We start from the raw sequence: 16,165 nt of genomic DNA, 5'->3' as shown, positions 1-16,165 counted from the left end.
GACATACAATTTCTCCATCCGAAAGCGTGGTTCGCTGGGTCGGTGATCGCGAATGCATCGGCATCGCCGCCGTCAATATCGTCCTCTAGCGCCCGTCTGGCTCGTGCTTGGTAGGGTGATCGGTCGGCCGCTGAAAGGGCGGCGGGCTTGGGCGCTTTCGTTCTGGCCAATGGGATTGCTGATCGTGGCCTGCGTGCTGCTGATTTGGCGCTGAGCGCGCTCAGTCTGTGTGGCGACATTGAGTCGCCTGCGGTCTGCGCAATGCTGGTATGACGCTGAGCGCAACTATTTTTTGCGCTAACGTCTACAACAGTGTGTCCAACTGTTCCTGGACTTCTCAGCCAGCCTAACTCCACTTCCGCCGGCGCCGATTTCAATTCCCTTACCGTTGCAGGCAGTCGCTCAGTTCGCTTTTGCGGGCGCTTTAGGTAAAATTTATCGATGGTGGAGTGCGGTAGATGGCGATCGTGGGAGACGACTACCAGCGTGCCATCGAAATCGATAAGCACTTTGGTGAACGCGACAATCAGCGCCAGCACCAGCCACACTTTCTCACCGCCGAAAAAACGCGCTGTCTGGTTGGTGACTTTATCGCCCTGAAAGCCGAAGCCGCCCAAAGGTGTTGCAGCAGCATTTCATCGGTGCGCAAAACTCCAACTTGGTGCTTGGCGAAGTAGCCAATCTTGATACCTTTCTCCAGCGACACCGTCACCCGACTGTGGCAGCAGAGGAACGAGCAGGAGCTTGATAAGAAGCATCGATTTACCGGCACCGTTGCGTCCCAGTAGACCGATGCGTGAACCGGGTATAAAATGAGCTTGATGGAGCGTAAAATCAGGCTATGAGCCGCGGATTAGGAAAATTTCCAGCGCGCGGAAACTAAATCGAAAGGGATTATCCACATGTGCCGGGGCGAGAAACTCTATTTTGGTTTTGGTTGCCTTGTCGCGGAAGCGATCAATGTAGTACTGCAAATGCGCCACTTTTCCTGCTGATGCTGGTAGAGCAACTGTTGTTGCACTAGTTTGGCGGCGCGCTGCTTCTCAAACGACGAGCAGTTACCGGTATATTCATTTAGGGTCTGTTGGTCGATATGTATAGCACCCGATTGATGATAGGATCGAGAAAGTCGCGATCGTGGGCAATCAAAATAAACGTACCCGGGTAATTTCTTAGCCACTTTTCAATCAGATGACTGCATCAAAATCCAAATGGTTGGTCGGCTCGTCAGCAACAGCAGATCAAACCAGGCACAGCAGTGTTTGCACGGGATTAAGACGCATGCGCCAGCCGCCGGAGTAAAGCGGTACCGGCCTTCGTCGCTGGGCTGGCTGAAGCTCAGACCGCTCAAAAGGCTGGCGGTACGGACGCGAATGGTCCAAGCGTCGATAGTGTCCAGTTTTTCGTGTAGCGTGGCAATGGTATGACCATCATTTTCATTGGCAGCAAGTGATTCAGATTTAAACTGACCGATATTCCAGATCGCCATCTAACATAACTCCAGTGCCGGCACGTCAAGGGTGGGTCCCTTGATTAACCTAGGCCATCGCCCAGTTCGCGATCAGGTTGACGCTGTCGACATCCTGCATTCTTGTTTCAACAACGATAGCTGCGTGGATTTGCCGCAGCCGTTTTGCCAACCCAGCCCGACTTGTGCCACGGGTTGACCGTGGCTGTGGCGTTATATCCATCAGTACGCGGTGTACCGCGACGAATTGTCAACAAGGAGAAAGCAATCATAAAGTGCCGTCGTTGGAGTATGTTAAATTTCGTTGAATGTTAAACGGGATATCGCGTCATGATATTATCTTTGCGAAGCATGAGCATGGTGGCGGAAATCCTGCTTCCTGACTACGCTTTGAAGGGGAGTTATCTTTGAGCTGCCGAAAATTTTGCTGTTGTGCGCGCATTCTGAGGCCCAGGATTCAGTAGCGACCAGGTGTTACTCAAGGCTGCAGCTACACTCAGTCATGTCACCGTACATGATGTATACGCACTATTCGAATTTTTTTATCGATATGCCGCACGATCACCAGGTGATTGTGGGCATCTGTTATACACCTACAGCTGTACCGTGTTGCTCAAAGGGTGGCTAGACGCGTGCTGACCAACACTAGCGGTCAGTATCACCACCGGCGATGCTGGGGTGCCCATCGACCAGCAGCGCGTTAGAAGTGGAGATGGCGGATTCCTACGTCCTTTTGCCCTGTTCGCTGCGCTGTGCCGTATGCACTGGCAGTCGCCGATGTTATTTATTGGGCGCTGCGCCAGGGTGCGGCACGCCTCGCCTGCAGAGCCAGCGAATATGCGCGCTGGCTATCGTTGCCGTTATCGTCGGATGGTGAATGGCAGGAGAGTAGTCCCTCCTTTTCTGGTTGCGATGCTGCTGTTTCTTTTTACCGCGGTGGTGGCGGCGCCTATCGCACAACAGCTCGGCATCGACGCCAAGGTACCTCGCTGCCGGCATCGCCATCGGCCCCGGCGCATTGGATCTGGATTTTATTCGCGATATCGATAAGATCCTGCATTTCTCGGAGTTGGGGTGGTCCTTTGATGTCCATCATCGTCCTGAAACTGAACCCCGCCAAGCTCTGACATTTACGACATTCGATATTCAGTGTCGGCGCCGAGCAGGTAGCTATTCACGGCGTTGCTGTGGGCTGCGCTTGCTTTTCCAGCATGCGCTGGCAGGCAGCGCTTATTGTCGGGCATCGACTGGGCAAACTGGGTTTTTCAGTGTTACTATTTCAGGATATGCCTGTGATCCCGACGCTGTCGTTTATCACATTTCTTTCCGACGGCGGCCCACTGGGATTGGATGAAAGTCGGCATCAAGCTAGAGGTGTTTTCGGCATGCTGGTGGGCGGGCGCTATCTGCTCTGCGTCTGCTGTTTCGCTATATCGCCTCGGCGAATGTGCGAGAAGTTTCTGCTACCGGCATTTTGGTCGGGATGGCGCTGAATCTCGGCGCTTTGTATGTGCACGTGCTGACGATGCTGGTGAGGTCGCCATATCTGGTCGCGATAAAAGGCACGCTATTTATATCCTGGCGCGGCTATGGGGTTTTCGCCTGCGTCTCGGTGCAGAAAATCCTTACCGGCGTCAATTATCGTTATTGCTGATGATTGTCACATTGTCGATGATTACCACGCTGTTAACAATACGATCTGTCGATCGTATCCTGGGCCGTCTCGCAAGTGATGGGCCTATGCATGGCGAATAAAACGCGCATACGGTACTTGATCGTGATATCGGCGTTGTCAGCCTGTTGCGCATCACAGCCAACACGTCCGAATAATATGGCTATTATCCACCTTTGCCAGTAGTATTCTCCCTATAGTATTCTCCCTATTTTGCAGATGCTGGTGCGTACGGGCGCGTTGAAACGCATGAGTTCCTGCAGGCCGACGTGTCGTGATTTTTACGCGAAACCAACTCCAGCGCGCTGGAGTTGGGCGCAAGGTGCTGCAATCGTTGTGCCGGTCGCAGCAACACTTTCGCTAGCTGGTGCTAGCGAATATGCGTATACTCCATGAATTGATGCCTCAACCACAAGGAAGGGGCGGCACAGTTCGCGCGTTATGGAAGCGCGGCGCGAGCTGGAGGACATTTTCCAGCGCGAGATGTAGATGTAGTAGGAACGCAGGCTGCTCGACGGTTGTGGCGAGGATGAGCAACAGGGGAAACGACACGATGATGGTAAAGCATAAACACTTTACGCTGGCGCTACATGCCCCAGCTGCCACAGCGGCAACATACTGGCGGTATAGCGCGAGGAGAATAGTGATCGGGTGAGTTACGTCAAATGCGGCTATAACCAGTGGTAGGATGACGAAAGGATTGGCGTGAAAGACCAGATAAGGAACACATTATCGGTATTTTCATCCGGAGTAGCATGATTGACCACATGGCTAAATTGACCACTTTTATGGCTAAAGCTTACATACGTGCGGTTTTTGGTTAGAATCAGCGCCAAATTAGTTTTCAATGGGGAATATTATGGGGGAATATTATGAAAGTAGAGAGGCATGATCGTGCGGGTACTCCAAAGATCGGGTGGTCAATCTGGTCTGTCAGTTGAGGATAGAAGACGATGTATTGTTGGTCGATGAACCCCCGGTGAGCGCACCGTTGGAGTACCCGCACGATCATGCCTCGTTGATTTCCAGGGCTGGAAAATGCTGGAAGATCGCGCCACGAGCGACATTTTTGATAGAAGCCAACGATGCCACGGCCCCTACGATGAAATCTGGCGCAGCGCGTAAAGATGTTTAGTTTATGGGTGTCGACGAACTGGAACTGGGAATGCGTTTCTTAGTGCGATCAGGGCCAGGTCCCGATTGGAAATCGCCGAAATTGAACTTCCATGCGGACGCCTTCATCGCCGTGCGTGAAGCGATTGAGGAAGAACTGGTGCACGGTCATGTTTATGGTGAACATGCTCATGAACATGAGCATATGAGCATGAAACAGTGGTTGCCGCTGCCACAAAGCGTGGCCGGCGCCGGGCCTGTCCGGTCTACGTCATGAGCCCCACCCGCTCAGTAATGGGGTGTAGCGTTTCTTCGCTTTGCGAAGTGATAAGCGAGGTGTTCTGTGCGCGCAACTTATTCGACAACAGAGCGTAACTGCTCCCGTAGCTGGCTGATATCGCGCTGGTGGGGCGCCAGCGACTGATTCAGTTCCTCAGCATTAATAATTCCAGACGTTGTTTCAGCCACGATTGTTCCATCATTTTCTCTTCTTGCTGCCGATCAAGACTAATGAAACCGGCGTCTCATCGTTCCCATTTCGCGGTTGCTTCACGCGGGCAATCCCGGTAGATTCTACCTTGCCTTGCGCGGATCATTCGCATAAAGGTCATTATTAGGCGGTGATACTAAACCGAAACGTAATGAAAGTGCATTATCAGAAAACTTCTTGTTGTAAAAAAGTCCAAGAAAGCGTTAATCAACCAGCATAGCGATTGTGTTGCCTTTATGCTCACAGCTATAGTACTTTGTCTGACTTTACTATCAACACCGGGACCGCTATTCCAGGAAAATGAAGATTTATGAAATCATTGATTAAAGTATCGCTGCTAGCCTCTACTATAGCACTTGCCCTTAACACAAGTAGCGCTCTGGCCGCCGATACGGCGCCAAGCGCCATCCAGCCGGCAACCACCGTGCCTGCCAGTTCCATTTTGAACAAATTCAAAAGCAGCGAAGATCAGACCGCCTATGCGCTGGGTGCCTCCTTGGGGCATTACATGAATAACTCGATGAAAGAGCAGGAAAAACTCGGGATAAAGCTAGATAAAGGTCAGATGATCTCCGGCGTTCAGGACGCCTTCGGTAACAATAACAAGCTGTCCGACAAAGAGATTGAAGCCACGCTGCAAAGCTTTGAGGAACACGTCAAGCAGGCTGCCAAGACCAAAATGGAGCAGGAAGCCAAGGACAACGCCGCCAAGGGCGACAAATACCGCGAAGACTATGCCAAGCAGAAGGGCGTGAAGAAAACTACCAACGGCGTACTGTATAAAGTCGATAAAGCTGGCATCGGCAGCGCGCCGACCAACAGCGATACCGTAGTCGTGAACTACAAAGGCGCCCTGGTCGACGGAACGGAATTCGACAACTCCTATAAACGCAGCGAGCCGCTCTCCTTCCGCCTGGACGGCGTCATCCCCGGCTGGACAGAAGGTTTGAAGCACATCAAGAAAGGAGGAAAAATCCATCTGGTTCTTCCACCTGAGCAGGCGTATGGAAAAACCGACGTTCCCGGCATCCCGGCCAACTCCACGTTGGTGTTTGATATCGATCTGCTCGATATCAAACCGGCGACCGGAGAGGACGGGCAGGCTCCCGACGTGGGCGCGCAGCAAAAATAAGATTACCGTTACTACCAACGGCCCGCCGTCCGTGAGCGTCATGTAGGCCATCGGTGATGATTTTAGGCGCCCTGCTGGCCAGCGCGCCCGCCCTTGGCAGCGCGGGTGGATGATATCCATACGGAATGATAAAAATCTCACCAAACACAAGGAAGCATCTCACCGGATTTGCTAGACTAGCCGCCGAATAACAGAATTACAACCAAATCTGCCCAATACTGTCTCGGCCGATTCACAACCACGGGTGGTACTTCCACATGTATACGTCTCTCCCACATTCTGATTCAAGGGAGTTGGATTTACTGAACGAACGTCCTTTCATGAATAATGAAATTCTCGCCTCTTATGAGGCCGTCGTGGACGGCCTGGCGATGCTTATTAGCGAACATTACGAGATTGTATTGCACTCCCTGGAGGACCTGAAATGTTCGGCTGTGCGTATCGCTAATGGCGAACATACCGGACGTAAAGTGGGGTCACCGATCTCGGCTCTGGCACTGCGCATGCTGCATGACATGGCCGGTGAGGACAGCAGTGTTTCCCGCACCTACTTCACCCTGGCGAAAAACGACGTCCTGATGAAATCCGTCACCATTGCTATCCGCAACCGCGAGCAATGTATGATAGGGCTTTTGTGCATCAATATGAATTTGGACGCGTTGTTCTCGCAGATTATGCAAACGCTTATTTCTCCGAAAATGCAGGACATCGCGATCTCAGTGAATGTTGTCTCCTCGCTGGACGATCTGGTGGCGCAAGCGCTGGAGTTCACTATCGAGGAAGTCAGCGCTGATCACAACGTATACAACAACGCCAAAAATCGACAGATCGCGCTTAATTTGCACAAAAAGGCATCTTTGACATCAAGAATACCATCAATTAGGTCTTCGATAGGCCCAATATCTCCAAGGACACGGTGTATCTGCATATCCGTCAGTTTAAAAGTGGCGATTTTGTAGGGCAGGAGTAGTGAATCTGAACTACTGCCTGATGGTAACCGGACCGGCTTATGGCAACCAGCGCGCCAGCAGTGCGTTACAGTTCGCCCAGGCGCTGCTAGCATGCAGCCACCGTCTCGGCACCGTGTTCTTTTACCAAGAGGGCGTTGCTAACGCCAATCGTCTGAGTGTGCCCGCCGGCGATGAGGTGGATCTGGTGCGCGCCTGGCACGATCTGGCGCAGCGGTATCGGGTGATGCTGCATGTCTGCGTTGCCGCCGCCCTGCGCCGCGGCGTGACCGATGTCATACAGGCGTCATTGCAAAACCGTGCCGGTGATAACCTTCAACCTGGCTTCGAGCTCAGCGGCCTGGGCACACTGGCACAGGCGGTGCTCGACTGCGATCGCTTTATTCAGTTTTAAGGCCGCCATGAACCGCATCGCTTTTGTTTTTACCCACGGGCCACACGGCGACGCCGCCGGACGGGAGGGGCTCGACGCACTCTTGGCCACCTCAGCGCTGGCCGAAGATATCGGGGTCTTTTTCATCGCCGACGGCGTATTGCTACTATTGCCTCAGCAGCAGCCGGCACAAATTCTGGCGCGGGACTTCGTCGCCACCTTCGGCGTGCTCTCGCTGTATGATGTTAATAGGCTCTATCTCTGCGCTGACTCGGCCACGGAGCGCGGACTGAGTGCCGGCGCTGGCTGGGTGCTGGACGCCGAGTGGCTGCCGGCGACGGATTTACGCCAGCGTCTGGCCGCCTACGATACCGTTTTGACGTTTTAACGCCGGAAGGCGCCCATGTTGTATACCTTGAGTCGCTCTCCCTATGCCTGCGATCTATCGGCGCTGCTGCGTACCGCGCAGACCGGTGACGATCTGCTGCTGCTGTCCGATGGCGTTATTGCCGGTCTGCGCGGTACGCCGGCCGCCCGCGCGCTGATCGCCTCACCTCTGGAGTTGTACGCGCTGGAAAACGACATCGCCGCCCGTGGATTATTTGTTTATTTTTCGCCCAATATCGCGATAATCAGTTATAATGATTTCGTCAGGCTGACCGAAAAACAGCCGCAGCAGATAGCGTGGTAGGCCAAGTGGGTTGTATATTTCTTGACACCTTTATCCGTCAGCCATAAAATCCTGCGTCTTCGTACTTTGCCTCGTGGCATCACGAGGCGGTTTATTACGTATTTACGAAAACCAGGAGCTTTATTGAATGGCAACGATTAACCAACTGGTACGCAAACCGCGCTCCATGAAGGTCGCGAAGAGCAACGTTCCGGCGCTTGACTCCTGCCCGCAGAAACGTGGCGTATGTACTCGCGTATATACCACCACCCCAAAAAAACCGAACTCCGCACTGCGCAAAGTATGCCGCGTCCGTTTAACCAATGGGTTTGAGGTCACCTCCTACATTGGCGGTGAAGGCCATAACCTGCAGGAGCACTCCGTGATCCTGATCCGCGGCGGTCGTGTAAAAGACCTGCCTGGTGTGCGGTACCATACCGTTCGTGGCGCCCTTGACTGCTCCGGTGTAAAAGACCGTAAGCAGGGTCGCTCCAAGTACGGCGTAAAGAAGCCAAAGGCTTAATGGTTCTCCGCTAAGTAAGGCCAAACGTTTTATAACTCTATTAAAGAACCCATCGAGTTTTGGACAACCCTGAATTAACAACGGAGTATTTCCACATGCCACGTCGTCACGTCATTGGTCAACGTAAAATCCTGCCGGATCCGAAGTTCGGATCTGAGCTTCTGGCCAAATTTGTTAACATACTGATGGTAGATGGCAAAAAATCTATCGCGGAAGCAATCGTCTATACCGCACTGGAGACCCTGGCTCAGCGTTCTGGTAAAGGCCATCTGGAAGCTTTTGAAGTTGCCCTGGACAACGTGCGTCCGACTGTCGAAGTCAAATCGCGCCGCGTCGGTGGTTCGACTTATCAGGTACCAGTAGAAGTTCGTCCGGTTCGCCGCAACGCCCTAGCAATGCGTTGGATCGTTGAAGCAGCTCGTAAACGCGGTGATAAATCTATGGTTCTGCGCTTGGCGAACGAACTTTCCGATGCAACAGAAAACAAAGGTGCTGCTGTGAAGAAACGTGAAGACGTTCACCGTATAGCAGATGCCAACAAGGCGTTCGCCCACTACCGCTGGTAATCGCACCGCCGTAGTCACGCTGATCTAGCGGACGCTCATGAATTGTCCATGCCGGGTTAGTTCAGAATGAATGCCCCACTAATCGAGGATTCAAATGGCTCGTGTAATACCCATCGCACACTATCGTAACATAGGTATCAGTGCACACATCGACGCAGGTAAAACCACTACGACTGAACGTATTCTGTTCTACACGGGTGTAAACCACAAGATCGGTGAAGTTCACAATGGCGCCGCCACCATGGACTGGATGGCGCAGGAGCAGGAGCGTGGTATCACCATTACGTCCGCCGCGACCACCTGTTTCTGGGCCGGCATGGCCAAACAGTTTGATTCGCACCGTATCAACATCATCGACACCCCGGGACACGTTGACTTCACCATCGAAGTCGAACGTTCTATGCGCGTGCTCGATGGCGCCGTCATGGTCTACTGTGCGGTCGGCGGTGTGCAGCCGCAGTCTGAAACTGTGTGGCGCCAAGCAAACAAGTACAAAGTGCCGCGTATCGCGTTCGTAAACAAAATGGACCGTATAGGCGCAAACTACCTGCGCGTAGTTGAGCAACTGAAAACCCGTCTGGCCGCTAACCCAGTTCCGATTCAGCTGGCTATCGGCGCGGAAGAAAAATTCACTGGCGTTGTCGATCTGGTGAAAATGAAAGCTATCAACTGGAGCGAAGCGGACCAAGGTGTGACCTTTACTTATAAAAACATCCCAGCTGATTTGACCGATCTGGCTGACAAATGGCATCAGCACCTGGTGGAATCCGCAGTTGAGGCCTCTGAAGAGCTGATGGACAAATACCTGAGTGGAGAAGATCTGAGCGAAGAAGAGATCAAAACCGGTCTGCGCCAGCGTGTTCTGAACAACGAAATCGTTCTAGTCACATGTGGTTCCGCGTTCAAGAACAAGGGCGTGCAGGCGATGCTGGATGCGGTTATCGAATACCTGCCGGCACCGACCGACGTTGCCGCCATCAATGGCGTGCTCAACAATGGCGAAACCCATACTGAGCGTCATTCCAGCGATGATCAGCCGTTCTCGGCGCTGGCGTTCAAAATCGCTACCGACCCGTTCGTTGGCAACCTGACCTTCTTCCGCGTCTACTCCGGCGTCGTCAACTCCGGCGATACAGTGCTAAACTCGGTGAAGGACAAGCGCGAACGTTTCGGCCGTATTGTACAGATGCACGCTAACAAACGTGAAGAAATTAAGGAAGTCCGCGCCGGTGATATCGCCGCGGCCATCGGCCTGAAAGACGTAACCACCGGGGATACCCTGTGCGATCCGTCCTCACCCATCATTCTTGAGCGTATGGAATTCCCGGAGCCGGTTATCTCGGTTGCCGTGGAGCCGAAAACCAAAGCAGACCGGGAAAAAATGGGTCTGGCTCTGGGGCGTCTGGCGCAGGAAGACCCGTCTTTCCGCGTCTGGACCGATGAAGAGTCCGACCAGACTATCATCGCCGGTATGGGTGAGCTGCACCTTGAAATTCTCGTCGACCGTATGCGTCGTGAATTCAGCGTGGAAGCTAACGTCGGTAAGCCACAGGTGGCCTACCGTGAAACGATCCGTTCTACCGTCGAACAGGAAGGTAAATTCGTTCGACAGTCCGGTGGTCGCGGTCAGTTTGGCCACGTATGGCTGCGTATTGAACCGATGGAACCGGGCGGCAAAGGCTACGAGTTCCTGAACGAAATCGTCGGTGGTGTGGTGCCGAAAGAGTACGTTCCGGCGGTGGATAAAGGCGTTCAGGAACAGCTGAAGAGCGGTGTTCTGGCCGGCTACCCGATCGTAGACGTCCGTGTTGCCGTCTTCGATGGTTCTTACCACGAAGTCGACTCCTCGGAAATGGCGTTCAAGATCGCTGGTTCCATGGCGTTCAAAGAAGGCTTCATGAAGGCGAAACCGGTGCTGCTAGAGCCCATCATGAAGGTTGAAGTTGAAACACCTGAAGACTACATGGGTGACGTGATTGGTGACTTGAACCGTCGTCGTGGCATGATTGATGGTATGGAAGATACCACGACTGGTAAAACCGTTCGTGCGTGGGTCCCTTTGTCTGAAATGTTCGGTTATGCTACTGATCTGCGTTCACAGACTCAGGGCCGCGCTTCTTATTCTATGGAGTTTCTGAAGTACAATGAAGCGCCGAACAACGTTGCTCAGACCATTATTGAAACTCGTAGAGCCAAGTAAGCTTTGATATCCCGTGTTCTCGCCCATTGGTGAAGGCATAAAGTAAGGAATGTATCTGTGTCTAAAGAGAAGTTTCAACGCACCAAACCACATGTTAACGTCGGTACTATCGGCCACGTTGACCATGGTAAAACGACCCTGACTGCCGCCATCACTACCGTTCTGGCCAAGGCCTACGGCGGTAGCGCGCGCGCGTTCGATCAGATCGACAACACTCCGGAAGAAAAGGCCCGTGGTATCACCATCAATACTTCGCATGTTGAATACGATACCCCGACCCGCCACTACGCGCACGTAGACTGCCCGGGGCACGCTGACTATGTGAAAAATATGATCACTGGCGCGGCCCAGATGGACGGTGCGATCCTGGTTGTTGCTGCCACCGACGGTCCGATGCCGCAGACTCGCGAACACATCCTGCTGGGTCGCCAGGTTGGCGTACCTTACATCATCGTGTTCATGAGCAAATGCGACATGGTTGATGACGAAGAGCTGTTGGAACTGGTGGAAATGGAAGTGCGCGAATTGTTATCGCAATACGATTTTCCAGGCGATGACACGCCGGTTATCCGCGGTTCCGCGCTAAAAGCGCTGGAAGGCGACGAAGCCTGGACGCAGAAAATCATTGAACTGGCGGAAGCACTGGATAGCTACATCCCAGAACCGGAACGCGCCATCGACAAGCCGTTCCTGCTACCGATCGAAGATGTATTCTCCATCTCCGGCCGCGGCACTGTGGTAACCGGTCGTGTAGAGCGCGGCACCATCAAAGTGGGTGATGAGGTGGAAATCGTCGGCATCAAAGACACCACCAAAACCACCTGCACCGGCGTTGAAATGTTCCGTAAACTGCTGGACGAAGGCCGTGCTGGAGAGAACGTTGGCGTACTGCTGCGCGGCACCAAGCGTGACGATGTCGAGCGTGGTCAGGTTCTGGCCAAGCCGGGCTCGATCAAGCCACACACCCAGTTTGAATCGGAAGTGTATATTCTGAGCAAAGACGAAGGCGGTCGCCACACGCCGTTCTTCAAAGGTTACCGTCCGCAGTTCTATTTCCGTACCACTGACGTGACCGGTACTATTGAACTTCCGGCAGGCGTTGAAATGGTGATGCCTGGTGATAACATCAAGATGGTTGTTAACCTGATTGCCCCGATCGCTATGGACGACGGTCTGCGTTTCGCTATTCGCGAAGGCGGCCGTACCGTTGGTGCCGGCGTTGTTGCTAAAATTATCGCTTGAGTCGGCAAAGCCGACGTTTGTTGAATAGCCATTTGACGCGGCATGCGGTTAAATGGGTATCGTTCGGTGCCCTTTTTCAATCATTGGTGAGATGGGCTCTTGTTCTGCAGGAGATTTTGTTGTTAATTCATATCTGAATCCTATGTGATAGGTTTTTATGGGTGCGAATATCGAAGGGAGCGGGCGCGGCCTGGAAGCGGTTAAGTGGTTAATCGTCGCGATTTTGTTGGTTGTAGCTATCGTCGGTAACTGTTTTTATCGCGATTACAACTTACCTCTGAGAACGCTGGCTATCGTGCTCATTATAGCCGTTGCTGGCGGAGTGGCAATGATGACTGCCAAAGGCAAGTCCACAGCTGCGTTTGCGCGTGAAGCGCGTACTGAAGTACGTAAAGTGATTTGGCCGACCCGCCAGGAAACGTTGCATACCACGTTGATCGTCGCCGCGGTGAGTGGCGTGATGTCACTGATTCTGTGGGGACTGGATAACATTCTAGTCCGTGTGGTATCGTTTATTACTACCTGAGGTTCTAAGATGTACGAAGCTCCCCAAAAACGCTGGTACGTCGTTCAGGCGTTTTCCGGTTTTGAAGGACGCGTGGCGCAGTCTCTCCGCGAACATATCAAACTTCATGGTATAGAAGAGCTGTTTGGCGAAGTGATGGTGCCAACGGAAGATGTGGTTGAAATTCGCGGCGGTCAGCGTCGCAAGAGCGAACGTAAATTCTTCCCGGGCTACGTTCTGGTGCAGATGGTGATGAACGATGCTAGCTGGCATCTAGTGCGAAGTGTGCCGCGCGTCATGGGCTTTATCGGTGGCACTTCGGCTCATCCTGCGCCCATCAGTGACAAAGAAGTCGATGACATCATGAACCGCCTGCAACAGGTCGGCGACAAACCGCGGCCGAAAACCATTTTTGAGCCGGGCGAGCTGGTTCGCGTCAGCGATGGTCCTTTCGCCGACTTCAACGGCGTGGTGGAAGAGGTGGACTATGAGAAAAGTCGCCTGAAGGTGTCCGTGTCGATCTTTGGTCGTGCCACGCCGGTGGAGCTGGACTTCGGCCAGGTCGAGAAAAGCTGAGTTGCCTAACGCATTTTGCTTTCTCGGAGCGCGAAATTAATTTTAAAACTTCGCGCTTTTCGTTTTTATGTGCCCTTGAACGCGTAAACGCTTATTTGCGGGAAGTCTTACTCTCATTAGAGGAAATCAACATGGCCAAGAAAGTACAAGCCTATGTCAAACTTCAGGTTGCTGCGGGCATGGCAAACCCGAGTCCGCCGGTAGGTCCGGCGCTGGGTCAGCAGGGCGTTAACATCATGGAATTCTGCAAAGCCTTCAATGCTAAAACCGAAAGTATTGAAAAAGGGTTGCCGATTCCGGTTGTTATCACCGTGTACTCCGACCGTTCTTTCACTTTCATTACCAAGACGCCGCCGGCCGCCGTGCTGCTGAAAAAGGCTGCGGGTATTAAATCCGGTTCCGGTAAGCCGAATAAAGAAAAAGTCGGTAAAGTAACCATCGCTCAGATATGTGGAATCGCGGAAACAAAAGCGGCTGATATGACCGGTGCCGATATGGAAGCGATGTTCCGCTCCATTGTGGGTACCGCGCGTTCCATGGGTCTAGTGGTAGAGGATTAAGAAATGGCTAAATTGACCAAGCGCATGCGTGTCATCCGCCACAAAGTTGATTCTATTAAACAATATGATATCAGTGAAGCTGTAGCGCTGCTGAAAGAGCTGGCCACCGCCAGGTTTGTTGAAAGCATCGATGTTGCCGTTAATCTGGGCATTGATGTTCGTAAATCCGATCAGAACGTCCGCGGTGCCGCCATGCTGCCGCACGGCACCGGCCGCAGCGTTCGCGTTGCCGTGTTCACCCAGGGCGCCAACGCCGAAGCAGCAAAAGCCGCCGGCGCGGATTTGGTGGGCATGGACGATCTGGCTGACCAGATCAAAAAAGGCGAGTTCAACTGCAACGTGGTTATCGCTTCTCCGGACGCGGTGCGCGTTGTCGGCCAGCTGGGCCAGATCCTCGGGCCGCGCGGCCTGATGCCGAACCCGAAAGTCGGCACCGTTACTCAGAATGTCGCTGAAGCGGTTAAAAATGCCAAAGCCGGCCAGGTGCGCTATCGCAACGACAAAAACGGCATCATCCACACCACCATCGGTAAAGTGGACTTTGAGTCTGATAAATTGAAAGAAAACCTGGAAGCTTTGCTGGTTGCGCTGAAAAAAGCCAAACCGACGCAGGTCAAGGGCGTTTATATCAAGAAAGTCAGCTTGTCTACTACCATGGGTGCGGGTATAGTAATCGATCAAAGCGGCCTGTCCGTGGCGCCCGCTTAATTATTGCTTTACGCGAGCGTTGGATTTGTCTAGAATCTGGTGCCTAAAGTTTTGCCAGAATGGTTTCTTTTTGACCATAGGTGCAAGGTTTTTATCCAAACCTCCATCTAAGACCGCAGGCGTGTCACAACACTCAATTTTCCTGCGTAGACGGTGGCAGGGCCTGAATAACATATTTGTTTGCTGGATTCTGCTCACCGCATGTCAACGCATACCGTCATTACGGTATGCGAAGTGAGTCCTAGGGATTTTTCCCGGGCTAAATCCAGGAGCACGAGTTGATGGCATTAAATCTTCAAGACAAACAATCGATTGTTGCTGAGGTCAGCGAAGTAGCCAAAGGCGCGCTATCTGCCGTTGTCGCGGATTTTCGCGGCATAACGGTAGATAAGATGACTGAGCTGCGTAAAGCAGGTCGTGAAGCCGGTGTTTACATGCTCGTTATTCGCAACACGCTGATGCGCCGCGTCGTTGAAGGCACGCCTTTTGAGTGCCTGAAAGACGCGTTTGTTGGTCCGACCCTGATTGCATTTTCTAAAGAACACCCGGGCGCAGCCGCTCGTTTGTTCAAGGATTTTGCCAAAGATCATGTCAATTTTGAAGTCAAAGCCGCAGCCTTTGAAGGCGAAATTATCCTGGCGTCGCAGATCGATCGCCTGGCAACGCTGCCAACCTACGAAGAAGCAATTGCCTGCCTGATGTCAGCCATGAAAGAAGCCTCTGCAGGCAAATTGGTTCGCACGCTGGCCGCGTTGCGTGATCAGAAAGAAGCGGCATAGGTGCTGACCCTGTTCTGAAGCGATTGCAAACGTATGCTTGCTGAATTTTAGGAACACTTATTATGTCTATCAGTAAAGAACAAATTCTGGACGCGGTTGCCGAAATGTCCGTCATGGGCGTGGTTGAACTGATCTCCATGATGGAAGAAAGGTTCGGTGTTTCTGCCGCTGCCGCTGTTGCCGTTGCTGTTGGCCGCCCGGCTGAAGCCGTTGAAGAAAAAACCGAGTTTGACGTTGTGCTGAGCGTAATCGGCACGAACAAAGTTGCCGTCATCAAAGCCGTGCGTGGCGCTACCGGTCTGGGTTTGAAAGAAGCCAAAGACCTGGTTGAATCCGCACCTGTCACCCTGAAAGAAGGTATGACTAAAGATGATGCTGACGCACTGAAAAAAGCCCTGGAAGAAGCGGGTGCTTCTGTTGAGGTTAAATAAGTTAACCTTCTAGGTTGCAGCCTGATTTAGGCTGATGGCTGGTGGCTTTTGGGTCACCAGCCTTTTTGCGCTGTAAGGATCAGTAGCGTTTTACATCATTTAGCTACTGATTAACTACAATATTTTTTCTATCGACGACTTAATATACTGCATCGCCTGCCGAGCCCCCTGGTTTAGCAAAGTGCAGCG

The 16,165-nt window shown here is 52.7% G+C and carries 17 protein-coding genes and 3 pseudogenes; 19 read left to right on the top strand and 1 reads right to left on the bottom strand.

Annotated features, from left to right (window positions below; all coding sequences use genetic code 11):
* Window positions 1-410 precede the first annotated feature (410 nt).
* Window positions 411-1,740, bottom strand: a pseudogene (locus tag GPOALKHO_RS05775) (ATP-binding cassette domain-containing protein); the annotation flags it as partial.
* Window positions 1,741-2,655: 915 nt separating this feature from the next.
* On the opposite strand from GPOALKHO_RS05775, the gene GPOALKHO_RS05770 reads away from it, so the two are divergent.
* From GPOALKHO_RS05770 to rplL, 19 genes and pseudogenes are all read left to right on the top strand, one after another.
* Window positions 2,656-2,961, top strand: a complete 306-nt coding sequence (locus GPOALKHO_RS05770) for a hypothetical protein (protein WP_406701653.1) — start codon at window positions 2,656-2,658, stop codon at window positions 2,959-2,961.
* Entirely contained in the window at window positions 2,952-3,122 is a 171-nt protein-coding gene (locus GPOALKHO_RS05765) for a hypothetical protein (RefSeq protein WP_406701651.1), read from the top strand. The genes GPOALKHO_RS05770 and GPOALKHO_RS05765 overlap by 10 nt, the downstream gene beginning before the upstream one ends.
* Before the next feature lie 239 nt (window positions 3,123-3,361).
* Window positions 3,362-3,629 (top strand): annotated as a pseudogene (locus GPOALKHO_RS05760) (glutathione-regulated potassium-efflux system protein KefB); the annotation flags it as partial.
* Window positions 3,630-4,278: 649 nt separating this feature from the next.
* Window positions 4,279-4,530: a hypothetical protein gene (locus GPOALKHO_RS05755; RefSeq protein ID WP_406701649.1), complete on the top strand. Its 252-nt coding sequence runs from the start codon at window positions 4,279-4,281 to the stop codon at window positions 4,528-4,530.
* A gap of 523 nt (window positions 4,531-5,053) precedes the next feature.
* Complete coding sequence (fkpA, locus tag GPOALKHO_RS05750; RefSeq protein ID WP_406701647.1) at window positions 5,054-5,875, top strand: FKBP-type peptidyl-prolyl cis-trans isomerase; 822 nt, start codon at window positions 5,054-5,056, stop codon at window positions 5,873-5,875.
* A 257-nt stretch (window positions 5,876-6,132) separates the two neighbouring features.
* A pseudogene (locus tag GPOALKHO_RS05745) lies at window positions 6,133-6,845 on the top strand (transcriptional regulator).
* Entirely contained in the window at window positions 6,845-7,237 is a 393-nt protein-coding gene (gene tusD, locus GPOALKHO_RS05740; protein WP_406701646.1) for a sulfurtransferase complex subunit TusD, read from the top strand. The pseudogene GPOALKHO_RS05745 and the gene tusD overlap by 1 nt, the downstream one beginning before the upstream one ends.
* Before the next feature lie 7 nt (window positions 7,238-7,244).
* Window positions 7,245-7,604, top strand: coding sequence for a sulfurtransferase complex subunit TusC (tusC, locus tag GPOALKHO_RS05735; protein ID WP_406701644.1), 360 nt, complete (start codon window positions 7,245-7,247; stop codon window positions 7,602-7,604).
* A 15-nt stretch (window positions 7,605-7,619) separates the two neighbouring features.
* The gene (gene tusB, locus GPOALKHO_RS05730) at window positions 7,620-7,907 is read left to right on the top strand and encodes a sulfurtransferase complex subunit TusB (RefSeq protein ID WP_406701643.1); all 288 of its coding nucleotides are present in this window, start codon (window positions 7,620-7,622) and stop codon (window positions 7,905-7,907) included.
* Window positions 7,908-8,034: 127 nt separating this feature from the next.
* On the top strand, window positions 8,035-8,409 hold the full coding sequence (gene rpsL, locus GPOALKHO_RS05725) for a 30S ribosomal protein S12 (protein ID WP_406701641.1): 375 nt from the start codon (window positions 8,035-8,037) through the stop codon (window positions 8,407-8,409).
* Between the two features lie 95 nt (window positions 8,410-8,504).
* Entirely contained in the window at window positions 8,505-8,975 is a 471-nt protein-coding gene (gene rpsG, locus GPOALKHO_RS05720) for a 30S ribosomal protein S7 (RefSeq protein ID WP_406703406.1), read from the top strand.
* Window positions 8,976-9,069: 94 nt separating this feature from the next.
* Window positions 9,070-11,175 carry an elongation factor G gene (gene fusA / locus GPOALKHO_RS05715; RefSeq protein ID WP_406701639.1) on the top strand — a complete coding sequence of 702 codons (2,106 nt, stop codon included), beginning with the start codon at window positions 9,070-9,072 and terminating at the stop codon, window positions 11,173-11,175.
* Window positions 11,176-11,232: 57 nt separating this feature from the next.
* Window positions 11,233-12,417, top strand: a complete 1,185-nt coding sequence (tuf, locus tag GPOALKHO_RS05710) for an elongation factor Tu (protein ID WP_406701637.1) — start codon at window positions 11,233-11,235, stop codon at window positions 12,415-12,417.
* Window positions 12,418-12,574: 157 nt separating this feature from the next.
* A complete protein-coding gene (secE, locus tag GPOALKHO_RS05705; RefSeq protein WP_406701636.1) occupies window positions 12,575-12,943 on the top strand; it encodes a preprotein translocase subunit SecE in 369 nt (122 codons plus the stop codon).
* A 9-nt stretch (window positions 12,944-12,952) separates the two neighbouring features.
* Window positions 12,953-13,498, top strand: coding sequence for a transcription termination/antitermination protein NusG (nusG, locus tag GPOALKHO_RS05700; protein ID WP_406701634.1), 546 nt, complete (start codon window positions 12,953-12,955; stop codon window positions 13,496-13,498).
* 131 nt (window positions 13,499-13,629) lie between these two features.
* Entirely contained in the window at window positions 13,630-14,058 is a 429-nt protein-coding gene (rplK, locus tag GPOALKHO_RS05695) for a 50S ribosomal protein L11 (protein ID WP_406701633.1), read from the top strand.
* A 3-nt stretch (window positions 14,059-14,061) separates the two neighbouring features.
* Window positions 14,062-14,766 (top strand): 50S ribosomal protein L1, encoded by a 705-nt coding sequence (rplA, locus tag GPOALKHO_RS05690; RefSeq protein ID WP_406701632.1) that lies wholly within the window; start codon window positions 14,062-14,064, stop codon window positions 14,764-14,766.
* Window positions 14,767-15,047: 281 nt separating this feature from the next.
* Entirely contained in the window at window positions 15,048-15,545 is a 498-nt protein-coding gene (rplJ, locus tag GPOALKHO_RS05685; RefSeq protein WP_406703405.1) for a 50S ribosomal protein L10, read from the top strand.
* A 62-nt stretch (window positions 15,546-15,607) separates the two neighbouring features.
* On the top strand, window positions 15,608-15,976 hold the full coding sequence (rplL, locus tag GPOALKHO_RS05680) for a 50S ribosomal protein L7/L12 (RefSeq protein WP_406701631.1): 369 nt from the start codon (window positions 15,608-15,610) through the stop codon (window positions 15,974-15,976).
* Window positions 15,977-16,165: the final 189 nt, after the last annotated feature.

Origin of the sequence: Sodalis sp. (in: enterobacteria), from assembly GCF_036327475.1 — a bacterium.
GTDB lineage: Bacteria > Pseudomonadota > Gammaproteobacteria > Enterobacterales > Enterobacteriaceae.
This window is presented reverse-complemented; position numbering and strand designations above follow the sequence as displayed.

Excerpts from the sequence above, each read along its gene's own strand:
- tusB (WP_406701643.1), top strand. The coding sequence starts at position 7,620 with ATGTTGTATACCTTGAGTCGCTCTCCCTATGCCTGCGATCTATCGGCG.
- fkpA (WP_406701647.1), top strand. The coding sequence starts at position 5,054 with ATGAAATCATTGATTAAAGTATCGCTGCTAGCCTCTACTATAGCACTT.
- rplA (WP_406701632.1), top strand. The coding sequence starts at position 14,062 with ATGGCTAAATTGACCAAGCGCATGCGTGTCATCCGCCACAAAGTTGAT.
- rpsG (WP_406703406.1), top strand. The coding sequence starts at position 8,505 with ATGCCACGTCGTCACGTCATTGGTCAACGTAAAATCCTGCCGGATCCG.
- rplJ (WP_406703405.1), top strand. The coding sequence starts at position 15,048 with ATGGCATTAAATCTTCAAGACAAACAATCGATTGTTGCTGAGGTCAGC.
- rplL (WP_406701631.1), top strand. The coding sequence starts at position 15,608 with ATGTCTATCAGTAAAGAACAAATTCTGGACGCGGTTGCCGAAATGTCC.
- rpsL (WP_406701641.1), top strand. The coding sequence starts at position 8,035 with ATGGCAACGATTAACCAACTGGTACGCAAACCGCGCTCCATGAAGGTC.
- secE (WP_406701636.1), top strand. The coding sequence starts at position 12,575 with ATGGGTGCGAATATCGAAGGGAGCGGGCGCGGCCTGGAAGCGGTTAAG.
- GPOALKHO_RS05755 (WP_406701649.1), top strand. The coding sequence starts at position 4,279 with ATGGGTGTCGACGAACTGGAACTGGGAATGCGTTTCTTAGTGCGATCA.
- GPOALKHO_RS05765 (WP_406701651.1), top strand. The coding sequence starts at position 2,952 with ATGGCGCTGAATCTCGGCGCTTTGTATGTGCACGTGCTGACGATGCTG.
- rplK (WP_406701633.1), top strand. The coding sequence starts at position 13,630 with ATGGCCAAGAAAGTACAAGCCTATGTCAAACTTCAGGTTGCTGCGGGC.
- nusG (WP_406701634.1), top strand. The coding sequence starts at position 12,953 with ATGTACGAAGCTCCCCAAAAACGCTGGTACGTCGTTCAGGCGTTTTCC.
- tusC (WP_406701644.1), top strand. The coding sequence starts at position 7,245 with ATGAACCGCATCGCTTTTGTTTTTACCCACGGGCCACACGGCGACGCC.
- fusA (WP_406701639.1), top strand. The coding sequence starts at position 9,070 with ATGGCTCGTGTAATACCCATCGCACACTATCGTAACATAGGTATCAGT.